Raw genomic sequence first — 20,832 nt, forward strand, 5'->3', positions numbered from 1 at the left:
TTGGGCCGCCCTCTCAACCCTTTGACTCAGAGACGGAAATCGGGTTCGGCGCGGCCTTTCACGGCAATGCCGAGATCGAAAGTCTGGCCGTCGCCGTCGGTCGCCGTATCGCCAAGGCCGTCACGGGCGGACGTAACGAGAAGCCGATCCAGTCCGCCACCGATGAAAGCAGGGCAGGTAACCTGTTTCGCCGGCACGGCATAGCTCTCGACGTGGCGTCCCGCGGGATCGTAGCGGTCCACGCATCCCGCCCCCCAACGCGCGTTCCAGATAAATCCATCCGCATCACAGACCGAACCATCGAAGTCCCCGTCTCGGCCCTGTCCATCGACAAGTACCGTAGGCGCGGCGGTTGGCATTCCCGTCGCCGGATCGACGGCCACCGACATCAGTTTGCCGGCTTTGGAGTCGGTGAAATAGGCCGTCGCCCCGTCGGGAGAAAAGCAGATGGAATTGGGGATCGAGACGCGCGGATACAGCAGCGTCACGGACTTGCCGCGGACGTGATATATAGCTCCGGCTTCGTCCTCGCCCGACTTGCCCATGGTCCCGATCCAGAGCGCTCCGCTCTGGTGCATGCGTCCGTCGTTGGAGCGGTTCCAGGGCTTGTCAGCCTCCAGCTCTGCCAAAATGGAAAGTTCTCCGGTCGCGACTTCTCGGACGAACAAACCGTCTTCGGCGGCGATCAACTGGCGTTCGCCATCAATTCTCGCCAATGCGCTGGCCATGAACGGCAATCCATGAACGGTCTTTCGTCCTGAAGGCAGGTGCAGTTCGTGAAGGGCCTTGCCCTTGATATCGAACCACCACGCCGTCTCACGACCCACGTCATAGGTCGGACCTTCCCCCAAAGTGAGGCCGGCAGCGCAAAGAACCTTTCCACCAAATGGTGTGCTCTCTATCATGGGTAGTCGTCCTTCTTCTCAAGAATGGCAGTCACGCCCGATCGGGGAGGTTGACCCGATACCATAAAAGACGCGACTAGACTGCTGCTGGCTTGTAAGGCTATGTTCGCGCGTTGAAAAGAACGAGATTCGAATTTTATCTGACGCATCTGCTCACTACTTCGATGTAACCTGTTTAGTTGTGGGTGGTCTATCTTTCATTTTTACTTTTCGGAGATTTGGATTGTATCGGATCTTTCCATCGAGAATGCGTGATAGATTGGGTTTCGCCTGTTTTTCACATATTCCTACATGTACATTTTTGCAGCGCACATAAATTCCAAAACGCGTTCATGATAACCGAGAGTTTAGTGGCAGTCGTCTAAAGCTTGCCACGGTTCGAGATAAGAAGAGCCGGATATGTCCGAAGTCGAAAGTTATTCCGCACAACGACCCATAGGGGCGTTGATTGACGAATTGATCAGTTACAAAACCCAGTTCGACGTCTTTCGTTTCATGAAACGCGCAACGGAAATTTTCGGCGCGCGAACATTCATGGTGTTCAATCTTCCTGCTCCCACGTCTCTGGATCTCTCCAGCAACTCGATCATCACCAATTGGCCCGCGGAACTGTTGAGTGCGTACGACCAGACCCAACTGCTGAGCGACAGTCCCGTTATTCTGCATTTGCGAACATCGACCGTGCCTTTTCAGTATGATTTCGACAGGCCTGGTGGACGCTTCACGTACTCGCGCCCATTTGAGGAGCCGCGAGACCTGTTTTGCCGCTTCGGACTGCCACGCGGCGCGCATTTCCCGGTGCACGATTCCTCCGGAAGCCGCGGCGCCGTCTCCTTTGCCGGAGATCGTCCTCCATTTTCACTCAGTGAGCTCATCGAGCTTAGCTATCTGTCCATGTATGTCTACAATCGTCTCGCGGAGATACGCGACATGGACAATCGCGCCACCGAAATGCTGACCGAGCGCGAGATCGATTGCCTGAACTGGACGGCCGCTGGCAAAACGAGCGTGGAAATCGCCGAAATCCTCGGGCTCTCGGAACACACGATCAACCACTATCTCAACAGGGCGACGAAGAAGCTTGATACGGTCAACCGAACCCAGGCCGTAGCAAAGGCCTTGCGCATAGGCCTCATCAAGTAGTCGTGCTCCTCGTCCGGACCTCGCCGATGTTGCCGATTTTTTGGGCGACACCGGCGGCAATATAGGCGTCGCGCCATCAAAAACGCATCAGAGTAGCCCGAAACGGGCAAAACAGCTGAGTTAGGCGAATTGGCACGGTTTCTGCATTCCGTAACGGCAGGTCCAGAGGGGACTGGTACGAGAAGCGCCGCCAGAGGCCGCTCCGATCGGGCCGTCGAACCGGAATGGTTCGGCGGCCCCCAATCTTCGAGAGATCTGTGCGTCACAGCCCAATCCGTTTTTCCAGTTGGCGAAAAACGCCCGCTCCACTATCTACGCAGGAGATCGATGTGGAGTGGCAGGCATGACCGACGTGACCAAGAGCGCAATCCTTGAAAAACTGAGGACCGTTCGCGGGCCAGATCTCGAGGGCAACATCGTCGATCTGGGCATGGTGTCGGACATCTTCATTTCCGACGGTAAGGCTTACTTCTCCCTCAACGTGCCGGCGGCCAGAGCCAGAGAACTTGAGCCGCTGCGTGCCGCGGCGGAGAAAGCCGTCAAAAGTGTTGATGGCGTCAAGGGCGCGCTCGTGACACTGACGGCGGAGAAGAAAGCGGGCGCGGCTACCGAAGCGCCGCCGCCACCGCACTCCCATGCAGGTCACTCTCATGGCGCAGCTCCCGCCCGCCCTGCCAAGGCCGGCGTTCCAGGCATCAGCACGATCATCGCCGTCGCCTCGGGCAAGGGCGGCGTCGGCAAGTCGACCACGGCTGTCAATCTCGCACTCGCGATGAAAGCAAACGGCCTTCGCGTCGGCATACTTGATGCCGATGTCTACGGACCTTCAATGCCGCGACTGCTTGGAATTTCCGGGCGGCCGAAGCAGATCGAGAACCGCATCATCGTGCCTATGGAAAACTATGGCATCAAGGCGATGTCCATGGGCTTCCTGGTGGACGAGGGAACCGCGATGATCTGGCGTGGTCCGATGGTGCAGTCGGCGCTTATGCAAATGCTGAGGGAAGTCGCCTGGGGGGATCTCGATGTCCTCGTTGTCGACATGCCGCCCGGCACCGGCGATGCACAGCTGACGATGGCGCAACAGGTTCCACTGACCGGCGCTGTCATCGTCTCCACGCCGCAGGATCTCGCGCTCATCGATGCGCGCAAGGGCATCAACATGTTCAAGAAAGTCGAGGTGCCCGTCCTAGGCGTCGTTGAGAACATGAGCTACTTCATCGCTCCCGACACAGGCGTCCGTTACGACATCTTCGGCCATGGTGGGGCAAAGGCCGAGGCGGAGAAGATCGGGGCACCATTCCTTGGCGAAGTTCCACTGACGATCGCCATCCGCGAGACCTCGGATGCCGGTACGCCGGTTGTCGTCTCGGATCCCGATGGTCCGCAGGCCCGTGTCTACCGCGAGATAGCGGCAAAGGTCTGGTCGGGTGCAACGGGAGCCCCCACGCGCGCGGCGCCCGCGATCGTTTTCGAGTGAAAGAGACAAATCGCCTCGTGTGGGAGGCATCGACCAAGTCGTTGAAGCGAGCGGTCGAGCAGGCATGGAGGCCGGATCTTGATCAGAGCCTATCACGTCAATGGGCGGGCGGAGGAGATTTCCCCCGCCAACCCACAGACTGAACTTGCGAGTGATATCGTCTGGCTAGACCTGATACGCCCGGATCGTGATGAAGAAGCGCTCGCTGAAAATCTTCTCGGCATTCCCCTTCCGACGCGCGACGATCTGAAGGACATCGAACCGTCGAGCCGTCTCTATGTCGAGGATAGTGCTGTCTACATGACGGCGTCGCTGATCTGGAAAGTCGAGACGGAACTGCCGGAACTGACAGACATAGCTTTTATCCTGGCCGGGCACCGGCTGGTGACGATCCGTTACGCCGAGCCGCGTGCCTTCGAACTCTTCAGTGCCGGTCTTCTGCGAACGCCCGGCCGCTGCAAGACCGGACCGGAAATGGTCGCCCGTCTGCTCGAGACGATCGTTGATCGGACCGCCGAGATTCTTGAGCTCGCGGTGGCAAGGGTCGACGCGCTTTCCGGAGCGGTCTTCGTCAGCCGGAAGGAGGCAAAACGCCGCGCTCCGAAATTCCTGGAAGACAAGCTTCTCGACATCGCCAGTCACCACCGGCTGGTCAGCAAGGCGCGTGACAGCCTCGTCTCGCTGTCACGCCTCGTGATTTTCCTGCGTTCGCTGCAACTCGTGCACAAGGACCAGGAGGCGGACGCCCTTTGCCGCACGGTCGCCCGGGACATCCAGTCGCTTGCCGAGCATGCCGGCTTCGTTGCCAATAACATCACCTTCATGCTAGATGCGGCCCTCGGTCTCATCAACGTCGAGCAAAACGCCATCATCAAGATCTTTTCGATCGCGTCCGTGGTGTTCTTGCCGCCGACCCTCGTGGCATCGGTCTACGGTATGAATTTTCATTTTATGCCGGAACTCGACTGGAACCTTGGCTACCCCTTTGCCCTTTTCCTGATGCTGATGTCTGCCGTCATCCCTTTTTTGTTGTTCCGCTGGAAAGGCTGGCTCTGAAAGCCAGGTCGCCCCATGAATTCAGAACCCGAACTTGCTTCGGCTGAACCTGCCTCGGTGCGCAGGCTGCTCGCGCTCGCGCTCGGTTCCGTCGGTGTCGTCTATGGCGATATCGGCACCAGTCCACTCTATGCCTTCCGTGAGGCGCTTAAACCGATCGGGCATGACGGAGTTACGCGCGTCGAGATCATTGGCCTGATCTCCCTGATGATCTGGGCGCTCACCATCATCGTCACGATGAAGTATGTTCTTTTCCTCCTGCGCGCCGACAACGACGGCGAGGGGGGAACGCTTTCGCTGCTGGCTCTTCTGTCGAAAAAGGCAAGCCGCCACGCCTCCGCCTTCATGGTGCTCGGCCTGATCGGTGCCGCGCTCTTTCTCGGCGATGCGATGATTACGCCTGCGCTCTCGGTACTTTCCGCGGTCGAGGGGCTGAAGCTCGTCGCGCCCGACATGTCCGGCTATGTTCTTCCGATCTCGGCCACGATCCTCGTCCTGCTTTTCGCGGTGCAGTCGCGCGGGACCGAGGCCGTGGCAAATTTCTTCGGGCCGGTTACCGCGCTGTGGTTCTTGGTCATGGCGGCGGGCGGTCTGCTACATATCTCCGACGACTTCGGCATCATGGCAGCCTTCAATCCCTGGTATGCCGTGAGCTTCATGATCCGCGAAGGCTTTGTCGGTATCGTTGTGCTTGGAGCGGTCTTCCTGACCGTCACAGGCGCCGAAGCACTCTACGCCGATCTCGGACATTTCGGCCGCAAGCCGATCCAGCTGGCCTGGTTCGCTCTGGTGTTCCCGGCCCTCGTGCTGAACTATCTGGGGCAGGGCGCCCTGGTTTTGAAGCATCCCGAACGGGCCAGCGATCCCTTCTTTCTCATGTTTCCGGATTGGGCTTTGCTGCCTGTCGTCATACTCGCCACGGCCGCCACCATCATCGCCAGCCAGGCCGTGATCACCGGTGCCTTTTCCATGGTTCGACAGGCAATCCATCTGGGCTTTCTGCCGCGCATGCAGATTTTTTTCACCTCGGAAACCCATACCGGGCAGATCTACCTACCAGCCGTAAATACCCTGCTTCTGTGCGGGGTCGTCGCGCTCGTCCTCCTCTTCGGAAGCTCCGAGGCGCTTGCAACGGCTTACGGCATATCCGTCACCGGAGCGATGGTCGTTACCACCATCATGGCGTTCCAGTTCGTGAAGACCCGCTGGGCTTGGCCAACTCCGCTGTCGATTGCTGTCCTTTTGCCGCTGCTTCTGCTGGAAATCGTGTTCCTGGGAGCCAACGTGCTCAAGATTCACGATGGCGGTTATGTGCCGGTTGCCTTTGCGGCGTGCTTCACAATTCTGATGTTGACGTGGCGAAGCGGCAGCCGGATTCTGTTCGAGAAGACACGACACGCCGACATCCCGCTTTCGTTCTTCGTCGAAACGATCGAGCGTGGCGGCGAGCACGGGCCGGTGATCGTCCCGGGCACCGCGATTTTCCTCACCAGTGATCCCCAGACTGCTCCGGCCGCTTTGCTCCACAATATCAAGCACAACCATGTCATTCACGAGCGGAACATCATTCTGACCATCAAGACGGTGGGAAGGCCCCGTGCAACGGATGAGCAGCGTTTCGAGGTCGAGACCATTTCCGAGCATTTCTCGCGTGTGGAAATACGGTTCGGTTTCATGGAGACGCAGAATGTCTCGCGGGCGCTTGCAAGCCTGAGACGCGGCGGGCTCAAGTTCGATATCATGTCGACCTCCTTTTACCTCGGTCGTCGAAAGCTGGTTCCCGATGCCAAATCCGGCATGCCCTATTGGCAGGACAGGGTCTTCATCGCCATGGCCAACGCCGCTGCCGACCCGTCCGATTACTTCCGGCTGCCTGCGAACCGCGTGATCGAACTGGGCTCGCAGGTGATTATCTAGAATGTCCGATTCACGGCAATGTTATCTTCGCGGTCAAGGCTTCCGCCCCGGATGGAAGAGCGGCTCCATTAGCGTTAACTGCGCGTCAAGGTTAATGAGGCATTTTCTTCAGGTCTGACCGATGTGCGTATGGAGTTCCGGTTTTGCCTCCGAAGACCCGTTTGACGAGAAGCCCCAAGTCCGCTGCTGCCGACTGGGTATCGCCCGTACTGTTCGGCCTTTCCGCCTGGCTCGCCTTCCCCTCCATGGCCGCGCACGCGGATTTGGCGGCCATGATCGCCGGCTTGGACGGCAATGGCGCGGCCCGCTGGCGCATGGTTTTGACGGAGTCTCCCGCCGGTTCCGTGCACACGGCCGAACTGGTTTTCAAGGATGGTGCGCCAGCCGCGGCGGTTTCCGGTGATGCAGGCATGGTTATGCCCGACGGCAGGACAATCGCGTTCTCGGAATTGCACAAGCCCACCGTGGAAACCCCGGACGAAGCCCGTGTGACCCGAAGCCTCAAAAAGAGCCGGGTCGTTGCCGTGGAGCCGATGTTGCCGCCGAAGGCGTTTACCGCTGGATCGATCCTGCAGCGCACGTCCTCTCTGATGCAACCGGTGGAGAAACATGGCGAGCAGACGGCCTTCGTCAGGACCAAACCCAAGAATGTCGAAGTGGCGAGCTTCTACCATCGTCAGGACGAGCCCAAGGCCGTCGGCGTTCCGACCATGCTGGCGGATCTCGTGACCAATCGTCAGGCGGATGTTCTGGCGACCGCCTATGCTCCGCCCAAGCCGGACTATGCTCGCGTATCACCGTTTGATTCGATTCTGGCCTCTCCGGACTCCGGACGGTTTCGGCCGAAAATCTCGCCGCAGGATCATGCCTGGGCGGCAAATGTGCTTCCGGCGGAGGTGTTTTCCGCCAAGGAGCAACAGTGTCTCGCCTCCGGCATCTATTTCGAGGCCCGTGGGGAAACCGTGAAAGGGCAAGCGGCGGTCGCTCAGGTGATATTGAACCGTGTGCGTAACCCCGCTTATCCCGATACCATTTGCGGCGTCGTCTACCAGAATGAGGATTGGCGGAACCGCTGCCAGTTTTCCTTCGCCTGCGACAACATCAAGGACCGCGTAAACTCCAAGTATCACTGGAAAATCGCCCGAGAAGTCGCGCTCGCGGTCACCGCGGGCAAGATCTGGTTGAATGAGGTTGGCTCGGCTACCCACTATCATGCCGTTTACGTACGTCCCGGCTGGGCTCGCACCATGAAGAAGGTCGGACGCATTGGCTTGCATGTCTTCTACAGAACATATGGTGGCGGCTGGAGCTGACAGGCCCCTGATATCCTGCACGCAAGCTTCGGCAGGGAGTCGCGCCGGTGCTGCGGCGAAGTGGCCTGTTTTGCCGACTGTCATTCGGGTGGAATCTGTGAACTAGGCGTAAGCGATTGATTTAGAACAATATATTTGTTCTGAATCTACCCTTTCGTATGCCTTGACTATAGTGCCTCGCAAAATTATGGTGCGCCCGACTTCAAAACGGGCCGGACGCATATATTTCCGAGCCGTTTGCTTATCTGTTTCGGGCGCTAAATGTGATCCTGTAGCGGAAATCGGACGGAGGAAATGCTATGTCTGGCGACCACGAAGAAAGTCTGGAAGAGCGCCGCAGGCGTCTTGGCACCGAGCTTGCCGGGATACGTGCGGAGGCGAGGGACGAAGAGGCGAACGAAGCAAGGTCCGAGCAGAGCCGCAAGGGTTATGCGCAGGCCATGAAGCTTTCGAGCGAATTCATCTCCGCCATCATTGTAGGTGCGCTTCTCGGCTATCTGTTCGACCGTTTTGTCGGTACGGCGCCCTGGGGACTGGTTGTTCTCCTGCTCCTGGGCTTCTGTGCCGGAGTACTGAATGTTCTTCGCTCCGCCGGCGTCGTGGCCGCGCCCCATCCGGCGGACCGCAAGACAGGAAAAAGACCGGGTGAGGGCTAAGGCGGAAACGCCGGCGTCCGAACCAAGATCGAGAGAATTCCGCTTCGGCGGCAAAGCGAGAGAGCAACACGGTGGCAAACGATCCGACTCATCAGTTCCTGGTCCAGAAGATTGTACCGATCGAAATCGGCGGAATTGATTTCTCGTTTACCAATGCTTCGCTGTTCATGGTCGCGACTGTCGGTGCTGCCTCGGCGTTTCTCTACTTTTCCACCGCAAGCCGCGGCCTGATTCCGAACCGCATGCAGTCGGTTGCGGAGATGTCCTACGAGTTTATCGCATCCATGCTGAGGGAAGGCGCAGGAAGCGCGGGAATGAAATTCTTCCCGATGGTCTTCTCGCTCTTCATGTTCGTTTTGACCGCGAACCTGCTCGGCATGGTGCCGTATTTCTTCACCGTCACCAGTCAGATCATCGTCACCTTCGCGCTGGCGCTGTTCGTCATCGGAACGGTCTTGGTCTATGGCTTCTACAAGCACGGCCTCCACTTCCTGCAGTTGTTCGTTCCATCGGGCGTTCCCGGCGCGCTTCTGCCGCTTGTCGTGGCGATCGAGGTTATTTCGTTCCTGTCGCGCCCGATCTCGCTGTCGGTTCGTCTGTTCGCCAACATGCTGGCGGGTCACATCACGCTCAAGGTGTTCGCGGGCTTCGTTGCCTCGCTTGGAACCATGGGCGCACTGGGCATCGGCGGAGCCGTACTTCCCCTTATCATGACGGTCGCCCTGACCGGTCTCGAGTTCCTCGTCGCCTTCCTGCAGGCTTATGTCTTTGCGGTACTCACCTGCATGTACCTCAACGACGCGATCCATCCTGGCGGGCACTAAGGATAACGACATTGGCGTCCTGAGGCGTCAGTCATCAGCCGCAACAACCCATTCGAAGGAGTTTTCACATGGAAGCGGAAGCAGCAAAGTTCATCGGCGCGGGTCTGGCTTGCTTTGGCATGGCCGGTACGGCTCTCGGCCTCGGCAATATCTTCGGCAGCTACCTCTCGGGCGCCCTGCGGAACCCGTCTGCCGCTGACAGCCAGTTCGGCCGCCTCGTATTCGGCTTCGCCGTTACGGAAGCTCTGGGCATCTTCTCGCTGCTCATCGCTCTCCTCCTCCTGTTCGCCGTCTAATAACGGCCGGGATCGGGATCACGGCAGGCGCTGACGCGTCCGCCGTGATCTCACGCTTTTGAAGTACACCTGGAGGTGAGCATGCTCGTGACCCCCGCCTTTGCCCAGGAAACTCCTGCAGAAGGCCAGCTTCACACGGAAACCGGTGTTGCCCATGACGAGGGCCACGGTGGCGGCGTATTCCCGCCGTTCGACCAGTCGACGTACGCCTCCCAGCTTCTGTGGCTGGTGATTACGTTCGGCCTTTTCTACATGCTCATGCAGAAGGTCATCGTCCCGCGCGTCGGTGGCATCCTTGAAAACCGTCACGACCGGATAGCCCAGGATCTCGACGAGGCTGCGCGCCTGAAGTCTGAGGCCGACGCCGCCATCGAGACCTATGAAAGAGAATTGAGCGCCGCGCGCGCCAAGGCTGGTCAGATCGCCGCAACCGCGCGCGATGAAGCCAAGGCCAAGGCCGACGCTGAGCGTGCGGCCGTCGAGGCCGAACTGAATGCGAAGCTGACGTCTGCGGAAGCCCGCATCGCCGAGATCAAGACCAAGGCATTCGCAGAGGTCGATGAAATCGCCAGTGACACGGTCACAGCCATCGTCGATCAGTTGATCGGCGCCAAGGTCACCAAGGCTGACGTGAAATCGGCCCTGACCGCATCCGGCAAGGAGGCCTGATCCTATGCATTTCGATGCAACCTTCTTCGCCTTTGTCGGCCTCATCCTTTTCTTTGCTCTGATCGTCTACCTGAAGGTGCCGGGTATGGTGACCAAGTCGCTCGATGAGCGCTCGGACCGCATCCGTGACGAACTGGCGGAAGCCAAGCGCCTCCGCGAGGAAGCGCAGCATGTGCTTGCCGAATACCAGCGCAAGCGCAAGGAAGCTGAAGCCGAAGCCGCTGGCATCGTCGCTGCTGCAGAACGCGAGGCAGCCATGTTGGCAGCTGAGGCCAAGCAGAAGACTGAGGAATTCGTGGCACGGCGCACGGCTCTCTCCGAGCAGAAGATCAAGCAGGCAGAGACGGACGCCGTAAACGCCGTACGCGCCGCCGCCGTCGACCTGGCAATTGCCGCCGCCGAAAAGGTGCTTGCCAAGAAGACGGATGACGCCGTCAGGGCTGACCTGTTCAAGTCCGCCATCGGTGAGGTAAAGTCTCGGTTGAACTGATCGTGGCCTGAACGCCGTCGCGTTGAAATTCAGGGAGCCTCGGATCGTTCGATCCGGGGCTCTTTTTCGTTGGAGGATCTGCATGCTGGAGAATCTGCGATTGACCGGATTTGGTCTCATAAGCGCCTGCGCAATAGCCGTCCCGCTCCTGACAGTCGGACCAGCCACCGCTGCGCAGAGCGTCGACGGCGACGCCTGCGACATCTGGGCGTGGTCGATTGATGATGATCCAAAGGGTCTCAACGTCCGGAGCGGCCCCTCAACGGCTCATGGCGTGATAGCGGTCCTGCCGCCGCCAAAGCGGAAAGAGGGTTACGTCTTCCGGACGGAAGTGGAGGTCAAGGAGAGCCAGGCCGGTTGGTTCCGGATTACCCAGGCTGTCGTTCCCGACTATTTGGATGAGGGTGGCGACCAGACGGTCTTCGAAGGGGAAGGATGGGTATCCGGCGGCGGTCTTGGATTGCTGCTCAACCGTATCAAACTATACGAAGCGCCATCCACCGAAGCGACGGTGGTCGCAGAACTTCTTGATGGAAATGTGGATGGTCCTGATAGCTTTACCGTCGAACGGCTATACGCCTGTACCGGCTGGTGGGTTGAGGTGGAGGCGACGCTCGGGGAACGGCGGCACCGGGGCTGGGCGAGTGGGACATGTTCAAACCAGGTGACGACCTGTCCCTGACGCGCGGGACTCTAGTCCTTGCGCAACGGCCGGAAGCTCATGCGATGCAGGACGCAGGCGCCGTGGACGACGATCGCGTCACGATGCGTGACGGTCGCATATCCGGCATGGGTTTCGAAACCGTAGGCCGGGAATACGCGACTTGCTCTGGCCATCATCCTGTCGCGCGATACCTTTGCGACGATCGATGCCGCAGCGATGGAATAGGAGCGGCCATCTCCCTGAACAAGGGCGTCGGCGCCGCAAGGGAGGCCTGGCGGTATGTCCCGGCCGTCTGCCAGAACATGCGCAGGCGGCACGGGTAGGCCAGCCACTGCACGTCGCATGGCGTCCAGGCTCGCCTTGCGGATGTCGATCCTGTCGATGAGTTCGGCGCTGGAGGAGGCGATGCTCACAGTGGCGCGCAGAAGGATTTCATCGAACAATTCGTCCCGTCGCGCTGCCGTCAGCTTCTTCGAATCGTCCAGCCCGTCCGGGATATCGTCGGGATCGAGGATGACGGCTGCGGCCACGACCGGACCCGCAAGCGGGCCGCGACCCGCTTCATCGGTGCCCGCGACCGGCCATATGCCCCTTCTGTGCAAACGCATTTCCGTCGAGAAATCCGGTCCCTTTGGAAGGCTCTCGAATAAAGGCGGAGAATCGGGCGGCGTGCGAAACTTCATGCGGCAGAAGTTGCACGCCGCCCGACCACCTGCAAGCCCCCGGTTCGGCGGTGCCAGGGAACTGAACATCCGCCGAGGCGGCGTCCAGGGGCTCGACCGGCGCTGGGCGGGGATGGGCGCGCCGGTAAGGGAATGAACATGCGACGCGGCGTCTTCCGCCGCGCTCTAAAGCAGTGACAGTTGCACGCCACTGCCAGTGGGCGGCACGAAGAGATCATCGCGCATCTGAATGCCACGACGAATGAGGCCGAGGCGCTTGGTCGCCATCTCGAACCTGCGGCTGATCTGCCAGGCATAGGGACCGGCTCCCTTCATGCGCTTGCCGAACTCCGCATCGTAGTCCTTTCCGTCCCGCATCGACCGAACGAGCGACATGACGTGGCGGTAGCGATCCGGATAGTTCTGCAGCAGCCAGTCGCGAAACAGAGGGCTAACCTCAAGCGGCAGGCGAAGCAGCACATAGCTTGCCTCGCTTGCGCCGGCGGCCTTGCCCGAATCCAGAATGCGCTCGATCTCGTGATCGTTGAGCGCCGGGATAACAGGAGCGACCATGATGGCAGTCGGGATGCCCGCTTCCGAAAGCGCCTTCACAGCCTCAAGCCGGCGCGTCGGCGTTGACGCGCGTGGCTCCATCGTCCGTGCCAGCTTGCGGTCCAGTGTCGTCACCGAAATCCCAACCTTGGCGAGACCGCGTGCCGCCATGGAGGAGAGGATATCGATATCGCGCATCACCAGCGCGGATTTCGTCACGATCGCAACCGGATGATTGGCGCGGTCCAGCACTTCCAGGATTTGCCGCATGATTCGCCATTCCCGTTCAACCGGCTGGTAAGGATCGGTATTGGTGCCGATTGCGATTGTCCGCGGCTTGTAGCCAGGCTTTGAAAGTTCACGCTCCAGAAGCTTTGCGGCATCCGGCTTGGCAAACAGTTTCGTTTCGAAATCGAGACCCGCCGACAAGCCCATGTAGCTGTGTGTTGGCCGTGCAAAGCAGTATATGCAGCCATGTTCGCAACCCCGGTAGGGATTGATCGAGCGATCAAAGGGAATATCCGGCGATTCGTTCCGCGTGATAACGGTCTTTGGGCGCTCCACCTGCACCTCGGTGCGCAGGACCGGCATGTCCTCGAAGCTCTGCCAACCGTCATCAACTGCCACCCGCTCGGTGGGTTCAAAACGTCCAGCAGGGTTGAGACCCGCCGCCCGCCCGCGACGTCGCGACAAGTCGACCCGCAAGCCGGAAGCGTTGACCAGTGCATCGGCAATATCCGCCGTATTCGCAGGCTGGAAGGCAGCCTGCGCCATGGAAGTCAGTTCGCTCATCGTTAAATCTCCCGCGGGATGTCAGTCCCGTGTCAGTGACTTTATTCCTAATGCGGAAAGGAGAACAATGCAAGAACAAAATTGAAAATCTCGGTGTGGCAATTCTTTGTGCAATGCGATAACAATGGGCAATGCTGACAGTGATTATGGAATGCCGCGATCATGAACCTGAGCTTGCGCAAACGCTTGCGGGCTTGGTGGCCGGAGCTGTCGAGGGTTTGGTGAGCGATGTCGTGATTTTGGATCACGGCTCCACGGACGGTTCTTCCCGTGTTGCGGAGGCGGCCGGCTGCCGCTTTTATGAGCAATGGGACATGCAAGAGGTTGTGCGCGCCGCGCGTGGCGAATGGCTTTTGGTGGTGGAGCCCGGTGCTCGTCCAGCCGGTAGCTGGATAGACGAGATTTGCGAGTACATAGCGCTGAACACGGCGCCTGCGCAGTTTTCTCCTTCACGTAATCATCGCCTTCCGCTGCTGCGTCGCCTTGGACGAAAAGCCTCTCCCCTTGAGGACGGACTTCTTCTGTCAAAACGACAGGCCATGGACCTTGTCAAAAGCGGGACAAAACTTTGCGAACTGCCGCGCGGGTTGCGGATGCGCTCGCTGTCAGCGGAACTCGTGCCGGCACGCGTTGCACGTCAAACCCGTGCCGGCTTGCAGCAGGCGCTCAGAGGATGAAGTCGCCGCGCGACATGCTGGCCAGGCCGTTCATGTCGATCTGAAAGTCCGCGGACCGGTCTCCATTGACGTCGGCGCTAAGGATGCCGTTGTCGTAGCGCAACTGGCCGGCTGCCGAAAATGCAGCGTCACCAATAAAGCTGAAAGCTTGGTTTCCGCTGCGCGTCGTGTTCGCATCCAGCGTGGAGAGGTCGATCTTGTCGCCCTGGCCACGGTTGAAATCGGTAATGATGTCCCGGTTGGCAGCGCCGTTTGCGCTTTCGTTCAGCGCATTGTAGTCGAACCTGTCGGCGCCGCTGCCGCCTGTCAGTTGGTCCTTGCTGCGCCCTCCGGTCAGCACATCAGCCCCCCCATTCCCCTCGATTTCGTCGCGTCCGTTGCCGCCAAAGAGTTGGTCATTGCCGCCGAGACCAAGCAGCAGATCGTTGCCATTCAGACCCTCAAGCTTGTTGGCCCCGTTCGTGCCGTTGATTGCGTCGTTCGCATTGGTTCCGGCTGCATCCTCGATGCTGATGAGGGTCTCGAACCGGTTGTTGCCGGTCTGCGCCAGTCCCGTGGCAAGATCGATCGTGACGCCGGAGCCACCCAGAGTGGAGGAATCGTCGCGCGGTTCATAGGTAATACGGTCGCGCCCGGAGCCGCCGTTGAAGACGTTCTGCCACCCTTCGGAGGCGAACTTGTCGTTTCCGGCGTCGCCGAAATAGCGGCTCTTGAACGTGCTGACGGCGATCAGGTCGTTGCCGTCACCGCCGCGGACCACGTCGCCGATATCGCTGCCAAAGGAGCCGAAGCCGGTCCCGACATAGGTGTCATTGCCGGACCCGAGACGGATGTCGTTGCCGGATTCCTTGGCATTGGTCACGCGGTCGTTTCCCGACCCCGCATCGACGAAATTGCCACCGCCCAAATCGTCGCTTCTGTTGATGATGATCGTATCGTTACCGCCGAGGGTAAAGAGCCTGAACTCGATCGTGCTGGAAGTATTGCCCTGTACGAAACGGTCTGCACCCGAGGTGCCGCGAAAAGTCTGTCCCATGAACGTGTCTCCCTTTGCTCTGGATCACGTTCTATCGTTTTTTTTGCCCGCGCTAGGTGTCGCGCGTCACACCCTCGCCGACTGCCAGAAAAGGTCCGCCAACGAGAAGCTTCTACATCATCCCCGTCGCCGCAGATGTTCGTCGAGACGCGGCATGATCTCGACGAAGTTGCAGGGCATGTGGCGATAGTCGAGCTGCCATTTGAGGATACCGTCCCAGGCATCCTTGCAGGCGCCCGGAGATCCAGGCAGAACGAAGATGAAGGTGGAGTTTGCAACGCCGCCTGTCGCACGAGATTGTATCGTCGATGTTCCGATCTTGTCGTAGGAAATTCGGTGGAAGACTTCCGAAAAGCCATCCATGCGTTTTTCGAACAGGGGCTCCACCGCCTCGGGCGTCACGTCTCTGCCTGTAAATCCGGTTCCGCCCGTGGTGATCACCACGTCGATCTCGTCGGAAAGTGTCCAGGCATGGACGCGCGCTGCAATCCGGTCCTTGTCGTCGGGAACGATGGCCCGGTCGACAAGACGGTGACCCGCGTCCGTGATTCTTGCTGCCAGTGTGTCACCGGATTTGTCATCGGACAGCGTACGCGTGTCCGAGACGGTCAGGACAGCGATTCCGATCGGCAGAAAGGGCCGGGTATCATCAATGCGCGTCATGGTTTGGTCCCTGCAATAGTGCGCGTCAGCAGCACATACCAGTCCGGTTTGAAAGCGGAAAGGGCAAGGGCGGCCTTGAGTGCCGCCGCGTCGTCGCTGTAAAGACCGAAGCACGTTGCTCCCGAGCCGGACATCCGCACCAGTTGCGCTTCACTTTGCCGAAGAAGTTCTCTCGCCTCCGCGATTTCTTGGACAAGTGCTACCGCGGGCGTTTCCAGGTCGTTTCTCAGGGTCGAGAGCGCGGATATCCAGCGCCCCCCCTCTTGACCGTCCGGAAGCTCTCCAATCGGCAAATTGTCCCGCCGCTCCAGCCCTCGGAATACCTCTGGTGTCGAAACCGCTTTCAGCGGATTGACGAGAACCATAGGGAAGGATGGCATGGCGACGGGCTCCAGCGTCTCTCCGATGCCACGTGCCCGCAGTGGAACCGAGGCAAGACACATTGGAACGTCCGCGCCCAGCCGCAAGGCGATGCCAGTCAGGGTGGTATCGTCCAGTCTGGCGTTCCAGAGACGCATCAGTCCGCGCAGCGTGGCCGCGGCATCCGCTGACCCGCCGCCGATGCCGGAAGCGACCGGAAGCATCTTTTCAAGCGCGATCATCACCGGCGTGTATGGCTGACCGGTGTCATCAAGCGCGGCACGCAGCATATCGCGCGCTTTGACCACCAGATTGTCGCCATGCTCCGCGCCTTGCAGGGACAGCAGCCCCCCAAAGCGGCCTCCCAGTTTGAGGTCATCCTCGTCGCTTTCCTGAAAGACCAGTTCGTCGCCGTCCTCCGCGAACGTGACGATGCTGTCCAGCAGGTGATAACCATCCTCACGCCTGCCGGTCACATGGAGCGCAAGATTGACCTTTGCGGACGCGGTTTCGCGGATTGCGCCCTGTTCACTGAAGTGCATGAGGTCAAGACTTCTTGTCGACCTCGGTGGTCGCGGCCGGCGTCTCCACCGGCTTTTCCGCTGTTTCGCCAGCCTTGTCGAGAGGCGGCAGGCCGTTGGCGATCTTGGCTTCGATCTTCGGGATTTCTGCCGCTTCGGGAGATGACGCCAGCGCCCGCTTCCATTGGTAGACGGCTTCCAGCGTTCGTCCCACACGCCAATAGGCGTCACCCAGATGGTCGTTGATCGTTGCATCGCCGGCTCTGAGCTCAACCGCCCGTTCAAGCTCGGAAACAGCCTCTTCGAAACGCCCAAGGCGATAATAGGCCCATCCAAGCGAGTCGACGATGTACCCGTCGTCCGGCTTCAGCTCCACCGCTTTGCGGATCATGTCGAGGCCTTCTTCCAGGTTATCGTTCATGTCGACCCAGGAATAGCCAAGATAATTAAGCACCTGCGGCTGGTCGGGGTTCAATTCGAGCGCCTTGCGGAAATTGGGTTCCGCCTGCGGCCACTTCTTCAGGCGCTCATAGGCAATGCCCCTTTGGAAAAAGACCGGCCAATGCCCCCGTGTCGGGGTCGGCCCGATCATCGCCGCGGCCTTGTCATAGGTTTCCGCCATAGCCTCGTAGTTCTTTGCGTCGGAAAACACGCTGCCAAGCGCGAGATAACTGCGGAAATCGGATGGATCTGCATCGATCAGCGACTGCAGGTGCTGCGTCGCTTCATCGGTCTTGCCTGTCTGCGCGAGCGCGAGACCCAGTTGCATTTCCGAAAGCCGCCGCATCGGTGAGTCTTCCGGTACAGAACTGTAGTAAGCGATCGCGGCGTCCGTCTTATCCGCTTCCTCGGCAATGCCACCGAGCATGATCAGCGTGTCCGCCGACTTTTGATCGAGAGCCCGGGCAAACTGCAGATAAAGCATCACGGTGTCTTCCGCTCCGGGGCGGTTGAGGGCACCGGCGATCGAGAACAGAACACCGGAAGCACCCTCTGAGGCGTTCGTCACGACGGGATCGAGTTTCTTGCCAGCATTGATACGGTCACGAAGCGCCTTGAAGGGAGCGTAGTCGTTGAGCAGCGCGTCTCCGGCCGAGACAGCATCGAGCGCCTTCTGCTTGTTGCCCTGATTGGCCTCGACGGTTGCCAGGGCAATCACGGCGCGTACGAAGAGATCGGTTGCCGTTGCGGCACCTTCACGGTCGGTTACAGCACTCGTCAGATGCTTGCGCGCGGTATCCGCATCCCCAAGCATCGCTGCCGCCACACCCGCGTTGTAGTTTTTGAAGATGGCATACCAGGGCGGGCCATCCAGCGCAGCCATCTGGGCAACGGCTTCTTTCCCCTTGCCTGCACCGAGGCGAGCCCATCCGCTCAAGAGCGAATTGATCAGCCGGTCGAGATCGTTCGGACCCTTGTAGGAGAGGATTTTCTCCGCCGTGTTGTATTCACGGTTCCTGATGGCGTGGAGGCTTCGAGCCACCGTCGTCACCCGTTCGACCGAAGCATCGTTCTTCAGGTCATTGGCATAGCGGATTGCGGCGTCGAAGTCGCCGTGCATGAACAGCGCAAGCATCAGCCGTTCGCGAATCTCCACATTGCCCGGCTCTGATTCGAGAGCTTTCTTGTAAAGCGCGACCGCATTCTCGTAGTCCCTGTCCGCATCGGCGGTTCGCGCCGCCAGGAAGGCGCCTGCGAAGGTATCCACTTCGGCGGGATTGAATACCGTCTCCGTCTTCTCCTCAACGGCGGGTGTCTGGGCGGCTGTTGCCGACAGTCCGGCGAGGGATATCAGTGCGGCGAACGCGACGCTGGAGAACAGACGGGTGGCAAGATTTTGCCGCATGAACAGAGCCTTTCAACGAGCGACGCCGGCTGTTGCCGGCAACAAAAGCGATCCGGGATGCGCGAAACGATTCCCGAACACCATGGCTTTTTTGAAGCGGGGTCGCAAGGCAGCGCCGGTTTTCGCCTCAGTTCACGCGTTCGATACAGAAGTCGATGACTTCCAGCAGCGCTTTCTTCCATGGACCTTCCGGCAACGGCGCGAGCGCGTCGCGGGCGATCGTGCCGTAGTGAACCGCGCGAGCGATCGTGTCGCCGAGGCTACCGTATTTGTTGATCAGGCCGAGTGCCTTCTCGAGCTGCTCGTCGTCGGACTGGCCACCCTCGATGGCATCGCGCCAGAATTGCCGCTCCTCCTGCGTGCCGCGTCGATAGGCAAGAATCACCGGCAAGGTGATCTTGCCCTCGCGGAAATCGTCGCCGACGTTCTTGCCGAGATCGGCCGCCTTGCCACCGTAATCGAGCACGTCATCCACGAGCTGGAATGCCAGGCCGAGGTTCATGCCGTAGGATTTCAGCGCGTTCCGCCCGGCCTTGTCTGTGCCCGCGATGATGGGCCCCACTTCCGCCGCCGCCGCAAAAAGAGCTGCTGTCTTGGCCCTGATCACCTGCAGGTAATCGTCTTCCGTCGTCTCCATGTTCTTGGCGACGGAAAGCTGCAGAACTTCGCCCTCGGCGATGACGGAGGCTGCCGTGGAAAGCACATCCAACGCCTCGAGAGAGCCAACCTCCACCATCATTCGAAACGCCTGGCCGAGAAGGAAGTCTCCCACCAGCACGCTTGCCTGGTTGCCCCATATCATCCGGGCTGTCGACTTTCCGCGGCGCATGTCGCTCTCGTCGACCACATCGTCATGCAGAAGTGTCGCGGTGTGCATGAACTCGACGCTTGTCGCGAGCTTCACGTCGCCGTCGCCCTCGTAGCCGTAGAGCGCGGCCGAGGCGAGTGTCAGCATCGGCCGCAGCCTTTTGCCACCTGACGAAATCAGGTGGTTTGCGACCTCCGGGATCATCTGGACGTCGGATCCGGCCTTGGAAAGGATCAGCTGATTGACGCGCTCCATCCCCGGGCGGGTCAGATCCACCAGTGGTTTGACCGAAGCCAGTTTGTTTTTGTTTTCGCCGAGCGGTATGACTACACCCACCGGAACGCACTCCTGTTCACACGTGGGACAGACAATAGTAAACGGGTTACGCCGACGGCAAGAGGCGAATTGTCTCGTCTGGTCCAAATCACGGGAGTTTTAGAGGAAATGAGGGAGCTGATCCGCACCAACGATCCTGTTGTCTTGAGTTTTGCGGAGAGTTTGATGCGGGATGCTGGAATTCATTGCCTGATCGCTGATCAGGCAATGAGCATCATGGAGGGTTCGCTGGGCATGCTTCCGCGGCGCTTTCTCGTTGAGAACGATAGGGAGAGCCAGGCGCGCCGGATTCTATCCGAAGCCGGTCTCGGCGCCGAATTGCGCGACGATGGGTAAGGATATGGTAGTGCCGGCCCCAGCCATCGCCGAAACCGTCGATGCTTTCCATCGCGGCCGCTTCTATCTGGTGCAGCCGTCAGGGCGTGGGCATCGGGCCGGCATGGACGCAATGTTGCTGGCATCCCTCGTCGACGCTTCCGGACCCATCCGCGTCGCCGATCTCGGCGCAGGCGCTGGGGCAGCGGGCCTTGCCGTTGTGTCCCGGCTATCTTCGGCTAGCGCCGTTCTGTTTGAACGCTCGCCGGAGATGGCGGAATTCGCGCGCAAATCCCTGGTTCTGCCGGAAAACGCCGGGCTTGCCGACCGCGTCTCGGTGGTCGAAGCCGACGTGACACTGACCGGCAAGGCCCGCAACGATGCGGGTCTTGTCGACGACAGCTTTCACCACGTCATCATGAATCCGCCGTTCAACGACGCGGCGGACCGTGCCGCACCCGACCGGCTGAGGGCCGAAGCGCACGCGATGACAGGTGATCTTTTCGAAAGCTGGATACGGACGGCGGGCGCGATCATGATGCCCGGTGGTCAGCTTTCGCTGATTGCCCGTCCGCAATCGATCGCGGAAATCCTCGACGCCTGCGGTCGGCGCTTCGGCGGGATCGAGATCACGCCACTACATCCGCGTCCAGGCGAAAACGCGGTTCGCATCCTCCTGACCGCGATCAAGGGATCGCGCGCTCGCCTGCAACTGCGTCCGCCGCTCGTCATGCATGATGATCCGAGCTCGCATTCCTTCTCCGCCTTTGTCGACGACCTCAATAACGGGCGCGCAGCTTATCCGCGCAAATCCTGACGATTTTCAGGACCGTGTATTGAGTTCGACCCTG

The 20,832-nt window shown here is 59.9% G+C and carries 22 protein-coding genes; 14 read left to right on the forward strand and 8 right to left on the reverse strand.

Features of this window, described 5'->3' with window-relative positions:
* Positions 1 to 26: 26 nt before the first annotated feature.
* Positions 27 to 905 (reverse strand): SMP-30/gluconolactonase/LRE family protein, encoded by an 879-nt coding sequence (locus tag J5J09_RS04770; protein WP_208548541.1) that lies wholly within the window; start codon positions 903 to 905, stop codon positions 27 to 29.
* A gap of 399 nt (positions 906 to 1,304) precedes the next feature.
* On the opposite strand from J5J09_RS04770, the gene J5J09_RS04775 reads away from it, so the two are divergent.
* The 11 genes from J5J09_RS04775 (at position 1,305) to J5J09_RS04825 (ending at position 11,431) form a co-directional block, all read left to right on the forward strand.
* Complete coding sequence (locus J5J09_RS04775; protein ID WP_208548542.1) at positions 1,305 to 2,048, forward strand: autoinducer binding domain-containing protein; 744 nt, start codon at positions 1,305 to 1,307, stop codon at positions 2,046 to 2,048.
* A 343-nt stretch (positions 2,049 to 2,391) separates the two neighbouring features.
* Positions 2,392 to 3,528 carry an iron-sulfur cluster carrier protein ApbC gene (apbC, locus tag J5J09_RS04780; RefSeq protein ID WP_208548543.1) on the forward strand — a complete coding sequence of 379 codons (1,137 nt, stop codon included), beginning with the start codon at positions 2,392 to 2,394 and terminating at the stop codon, positions 3,526 to 3,528.
* Positions 3,529 to 3,606: 78 nt separating this feature from the next.
* Positions 3,607 to 4,584: a magnesium transporter CorA family protein gene (locus tag J5J09_RS04785; RefSeq protein ID WP_208548544.1), complete on the forward strand. Its 978-nt coding sequence runs from the start codon at positions 3,607 to 3,609 to the stop codon at positions 4,582 to 4,584.
* A 15-nt stretch (positions 4,585 to 4,599) separates the two neighbouring features.
* Positions 4,600 to 6,501 carry a potassium transporter Kup gene (locus J5J09_RS04790; protein ID WP_208548545.1) on the forward strand — a complete coding sequence of 634 codons (1,902 nt, stop codon included), beginning with the start codon at positions 4,600 to 4,602 and terminating at the stop codon, positions 6,499 to 6,501.
* Between the two features lie 161 nt (positions 6,502 to 6,662).
* On the forward strand, positions 6,663 to 7,814 hold the full coding sequence (locus J5J09_RS04795) for a cell wall hydrolase (protein ID WP_246745787.1): 1,152 nt from the start codon (positions 6,663 to 6,665) through the stop codon (positions 7,812 to 7,814).
* 299 nt (positions 7,815 to 8,113) lie between these two features.
* A complete protein-coding gene (locus tag J5J09_RS04800; RefSeq protein ID WP_208548546.1) occupies positions 8,114 to 8,470 on the forward strand; it encodes an AtpZ/AtpI family protein in 357 nt (118 codons plus the stop codon).
* A gap of 71 nt (positions 8,471 to 8,541) precedes the next feature.
* Positions 8,542 to 9,294, forward strand: a complete 753-nt coding sequence (locus tag J5J09_RS04805) for a F0F1 ATP synthase subunit A (protein WP_208548547.1) — start codon at positions 8,542 to 8,544, stop codon at positions 9,292 to 9,294.
* A 68-nt stretch (positions 9,295 to 9,362) separates the two neighbouring features.
* Complete coding sequence (locus J5J09_RS04810) at positions 9,363 to 9,590, forward strand: F0F1 ATP synthase subunit C (protein ID WP_028750571.1); 228 nt, start codon at positions 9,363 to 9,365, stop codon at positions 9,588 to 9,590.
* Between the two features lie 81 nt (positions 9,591 to 9,671).
* A complete protein-coding gene (locus J5J09_RS04815) occupies positions 9,672 to 10,259 on the forward strand; it encodes a F0F1 ATP synthase subunit B (protein WP_208548548.1) in 588 nt (195 codons plus the stop codon).
* 4 nt (positions 10,260 to 10,263) lie between these two features.
* Positions 10,264 to 10,749, forward strand: coding sequence for a F0F1 ATP synthase subunit B (locus J5J09_RS04820; RefSeq protein WP_208548549.1), 486 nt, complete (start codon positions 10,264 to 10,266; stop codon positions 10,747 to 10,749).
* 82 nt (positions 10,750 to 10,831) lie between these two features.
* Positions 10,832 to 11,431, forward strand: coding sequence for an SH3 domain-containing protein (locus J5J09_RS04825; protein ID WP_208548550.1), 600 nt, complete (start codon positions 10,832 to 10,834; stop codon positions 11,429 to 11,431).
* Between the two features lie 11 nt (positions 11,432 to 11,442).
* Here J5J09_RS04825 and J5J09_RS04830 read toward each other — a convergent pair whose 3' ends face one another.
* Positions 11,443 to 12,096: a ribonuclease HII gene (locus tag J5J09_RS04830; RefSeq protein ID WP_208548551.1), complete on the reverse strand. Its 654-nt coding sequence runs from the start codon at positions 12,094 to 12,096 to the stop codon at positions 11,443 to 11,445.
* 165 nt (positions 12,097 to 12,261) lie between these two features.
* Positions 12,262 to 13,419 carry a PA0069 family radical SAM protein gene (locus tag J5J09_RS04835; protein WP_208548552.1) on the reverse strand — a complete coding sequence of 386 codons (1,158 nt, stop codon included), beginning with the start codon at positions 13,417 to 13,419 and terminating at the stop codon, positions 12,262 to 12,264.
* 131 nt (positions 13,420 to 13,550) lie between these two features.
* Between J5J09_RS04835 and J5J09_RS04840 the strand changes: the two genes are divergently transcribed.
* Entirely contained in the window at positions 13,551 to 14,096 is a 546-nt protein-coding gene (locus J5J09_RS04840) for a glycosyl transferase (protein WP_208548553.1), read from the forward strand.
* Here the strand turns inward: J5J09_RS04840 and J5J09_RS04845 are convergent.
* From J5J09_RS04845 to J5J09_RS04865, 5 genes are all read right to left on the reverse strand, one after another.
* Positions 14,086 to 15,132, reverse strand: coding sequence for a calcium-binding protein (locus J5J09_RS04845; RefSeq protein WP_208548554.1), 1,047 nt, complete (start codon positions 15,130 to 15,132; stop codon positions 14,086 to 14,088). The two genes, J5J09_RS04840 and J5J09_RS04845, sit on opposite strands and share 11 nt — an antisense overlap.
* 117 nt (positions 15,133 to 15,249) lie before the next feature.
* On the reverse strand, positions 15,250 to 15,795 hold the full coding sequence (moaB, locus tag J5J09_RS04850; RefSeq protein WP_208548555.1) for a molybdenum cofactor biosynthesis protein B: 546 nt from the start codon (positions 15,793 to 15,795) through the stop codon (positions 15,250 to 15,252).
* Positions 15,792 to 16,697, reverse strand: coding sequence for a 4-(cytidine 5'-diphospho)-2-C-methyl-D-erythritol kinase (locus J5J09_RS04855; RefSeq protein ID WP_208548556.1), 906 nt, complete (start codon positions 16,695 to 16,697; stop codon positions 15,792 to 15,794). The genes moaB and J5J09_RS04855 overlap by 4 nt, the downstream gene beginning before the upstream one ends.
* 4 nt (positions 16,698 to 16,701) lie before the next feature.
* Positions 16,702 to 18,522, reverse strand: a complete 1,821-nt coding sequence (locus J5J09_RS04860) for a tetratricopeptide repeat protein (RefSeq protein WP_208548557.1) — start codon at positions 18,520 to 18,522, stop codon at positions 16,702 to 16,704.
* Between the two features lie 127 nt (positions 18,523 to 18,649).
* The gene (locus J5J09_RS04865; RefSeq protein WP_208548558.1) at positions 18,650 to 19,666 is read right to left on the reverse strand and encodes a polyprenyl synthetase family protein; all 1,017 of its coding nucleotides are present in this window, start codon (positions 19,664 to 19,666) and stop codon (positions 18,650 to 18,652) included.
* 108 nt (positions 19,667 to 19,774) lie between these two features.
* On the opposite strand from J5J09_RS04865, the gene J5J09_RS04870 reads away from it, so the two are divergent.
* Complete coding sequence (locus tag J5J09_RS04870; RefSeq protein WP_208548559.1) at positions 19,775 to 20,002, forward strand: DUF2007 domain-containing protein; 228 nt, start codon at positions 19,775 to 19,777, stop codon at positions 20,000 to 20,002.
* A 4-nt stretch (positions 20,003 to 20,006) separates the two neighbouring features.
* Entirely contained in the window at positions 20,007 to 20,798 is a 792-nt protein-coding gene (locus J5J09_RS04875; RefSeq protein WP_208548560.1) for a tRNA1(Val) (adenine(37)-N6)-methyltransferase, read from the forward strand.
* Positions 20,799 to 20,832 lie beyond the last annotated feature (34 nt).

The organism is Ciceribacter sp. L1K22 (genome assembly GCF_017599385.1).
In the GTDB taxonomy this organism is placed as follows: Bacteria; Pseudomonadota; Alphaproteobacteria; order Rhizobiales; family Rhizobiaceae; genus Allorhizobium.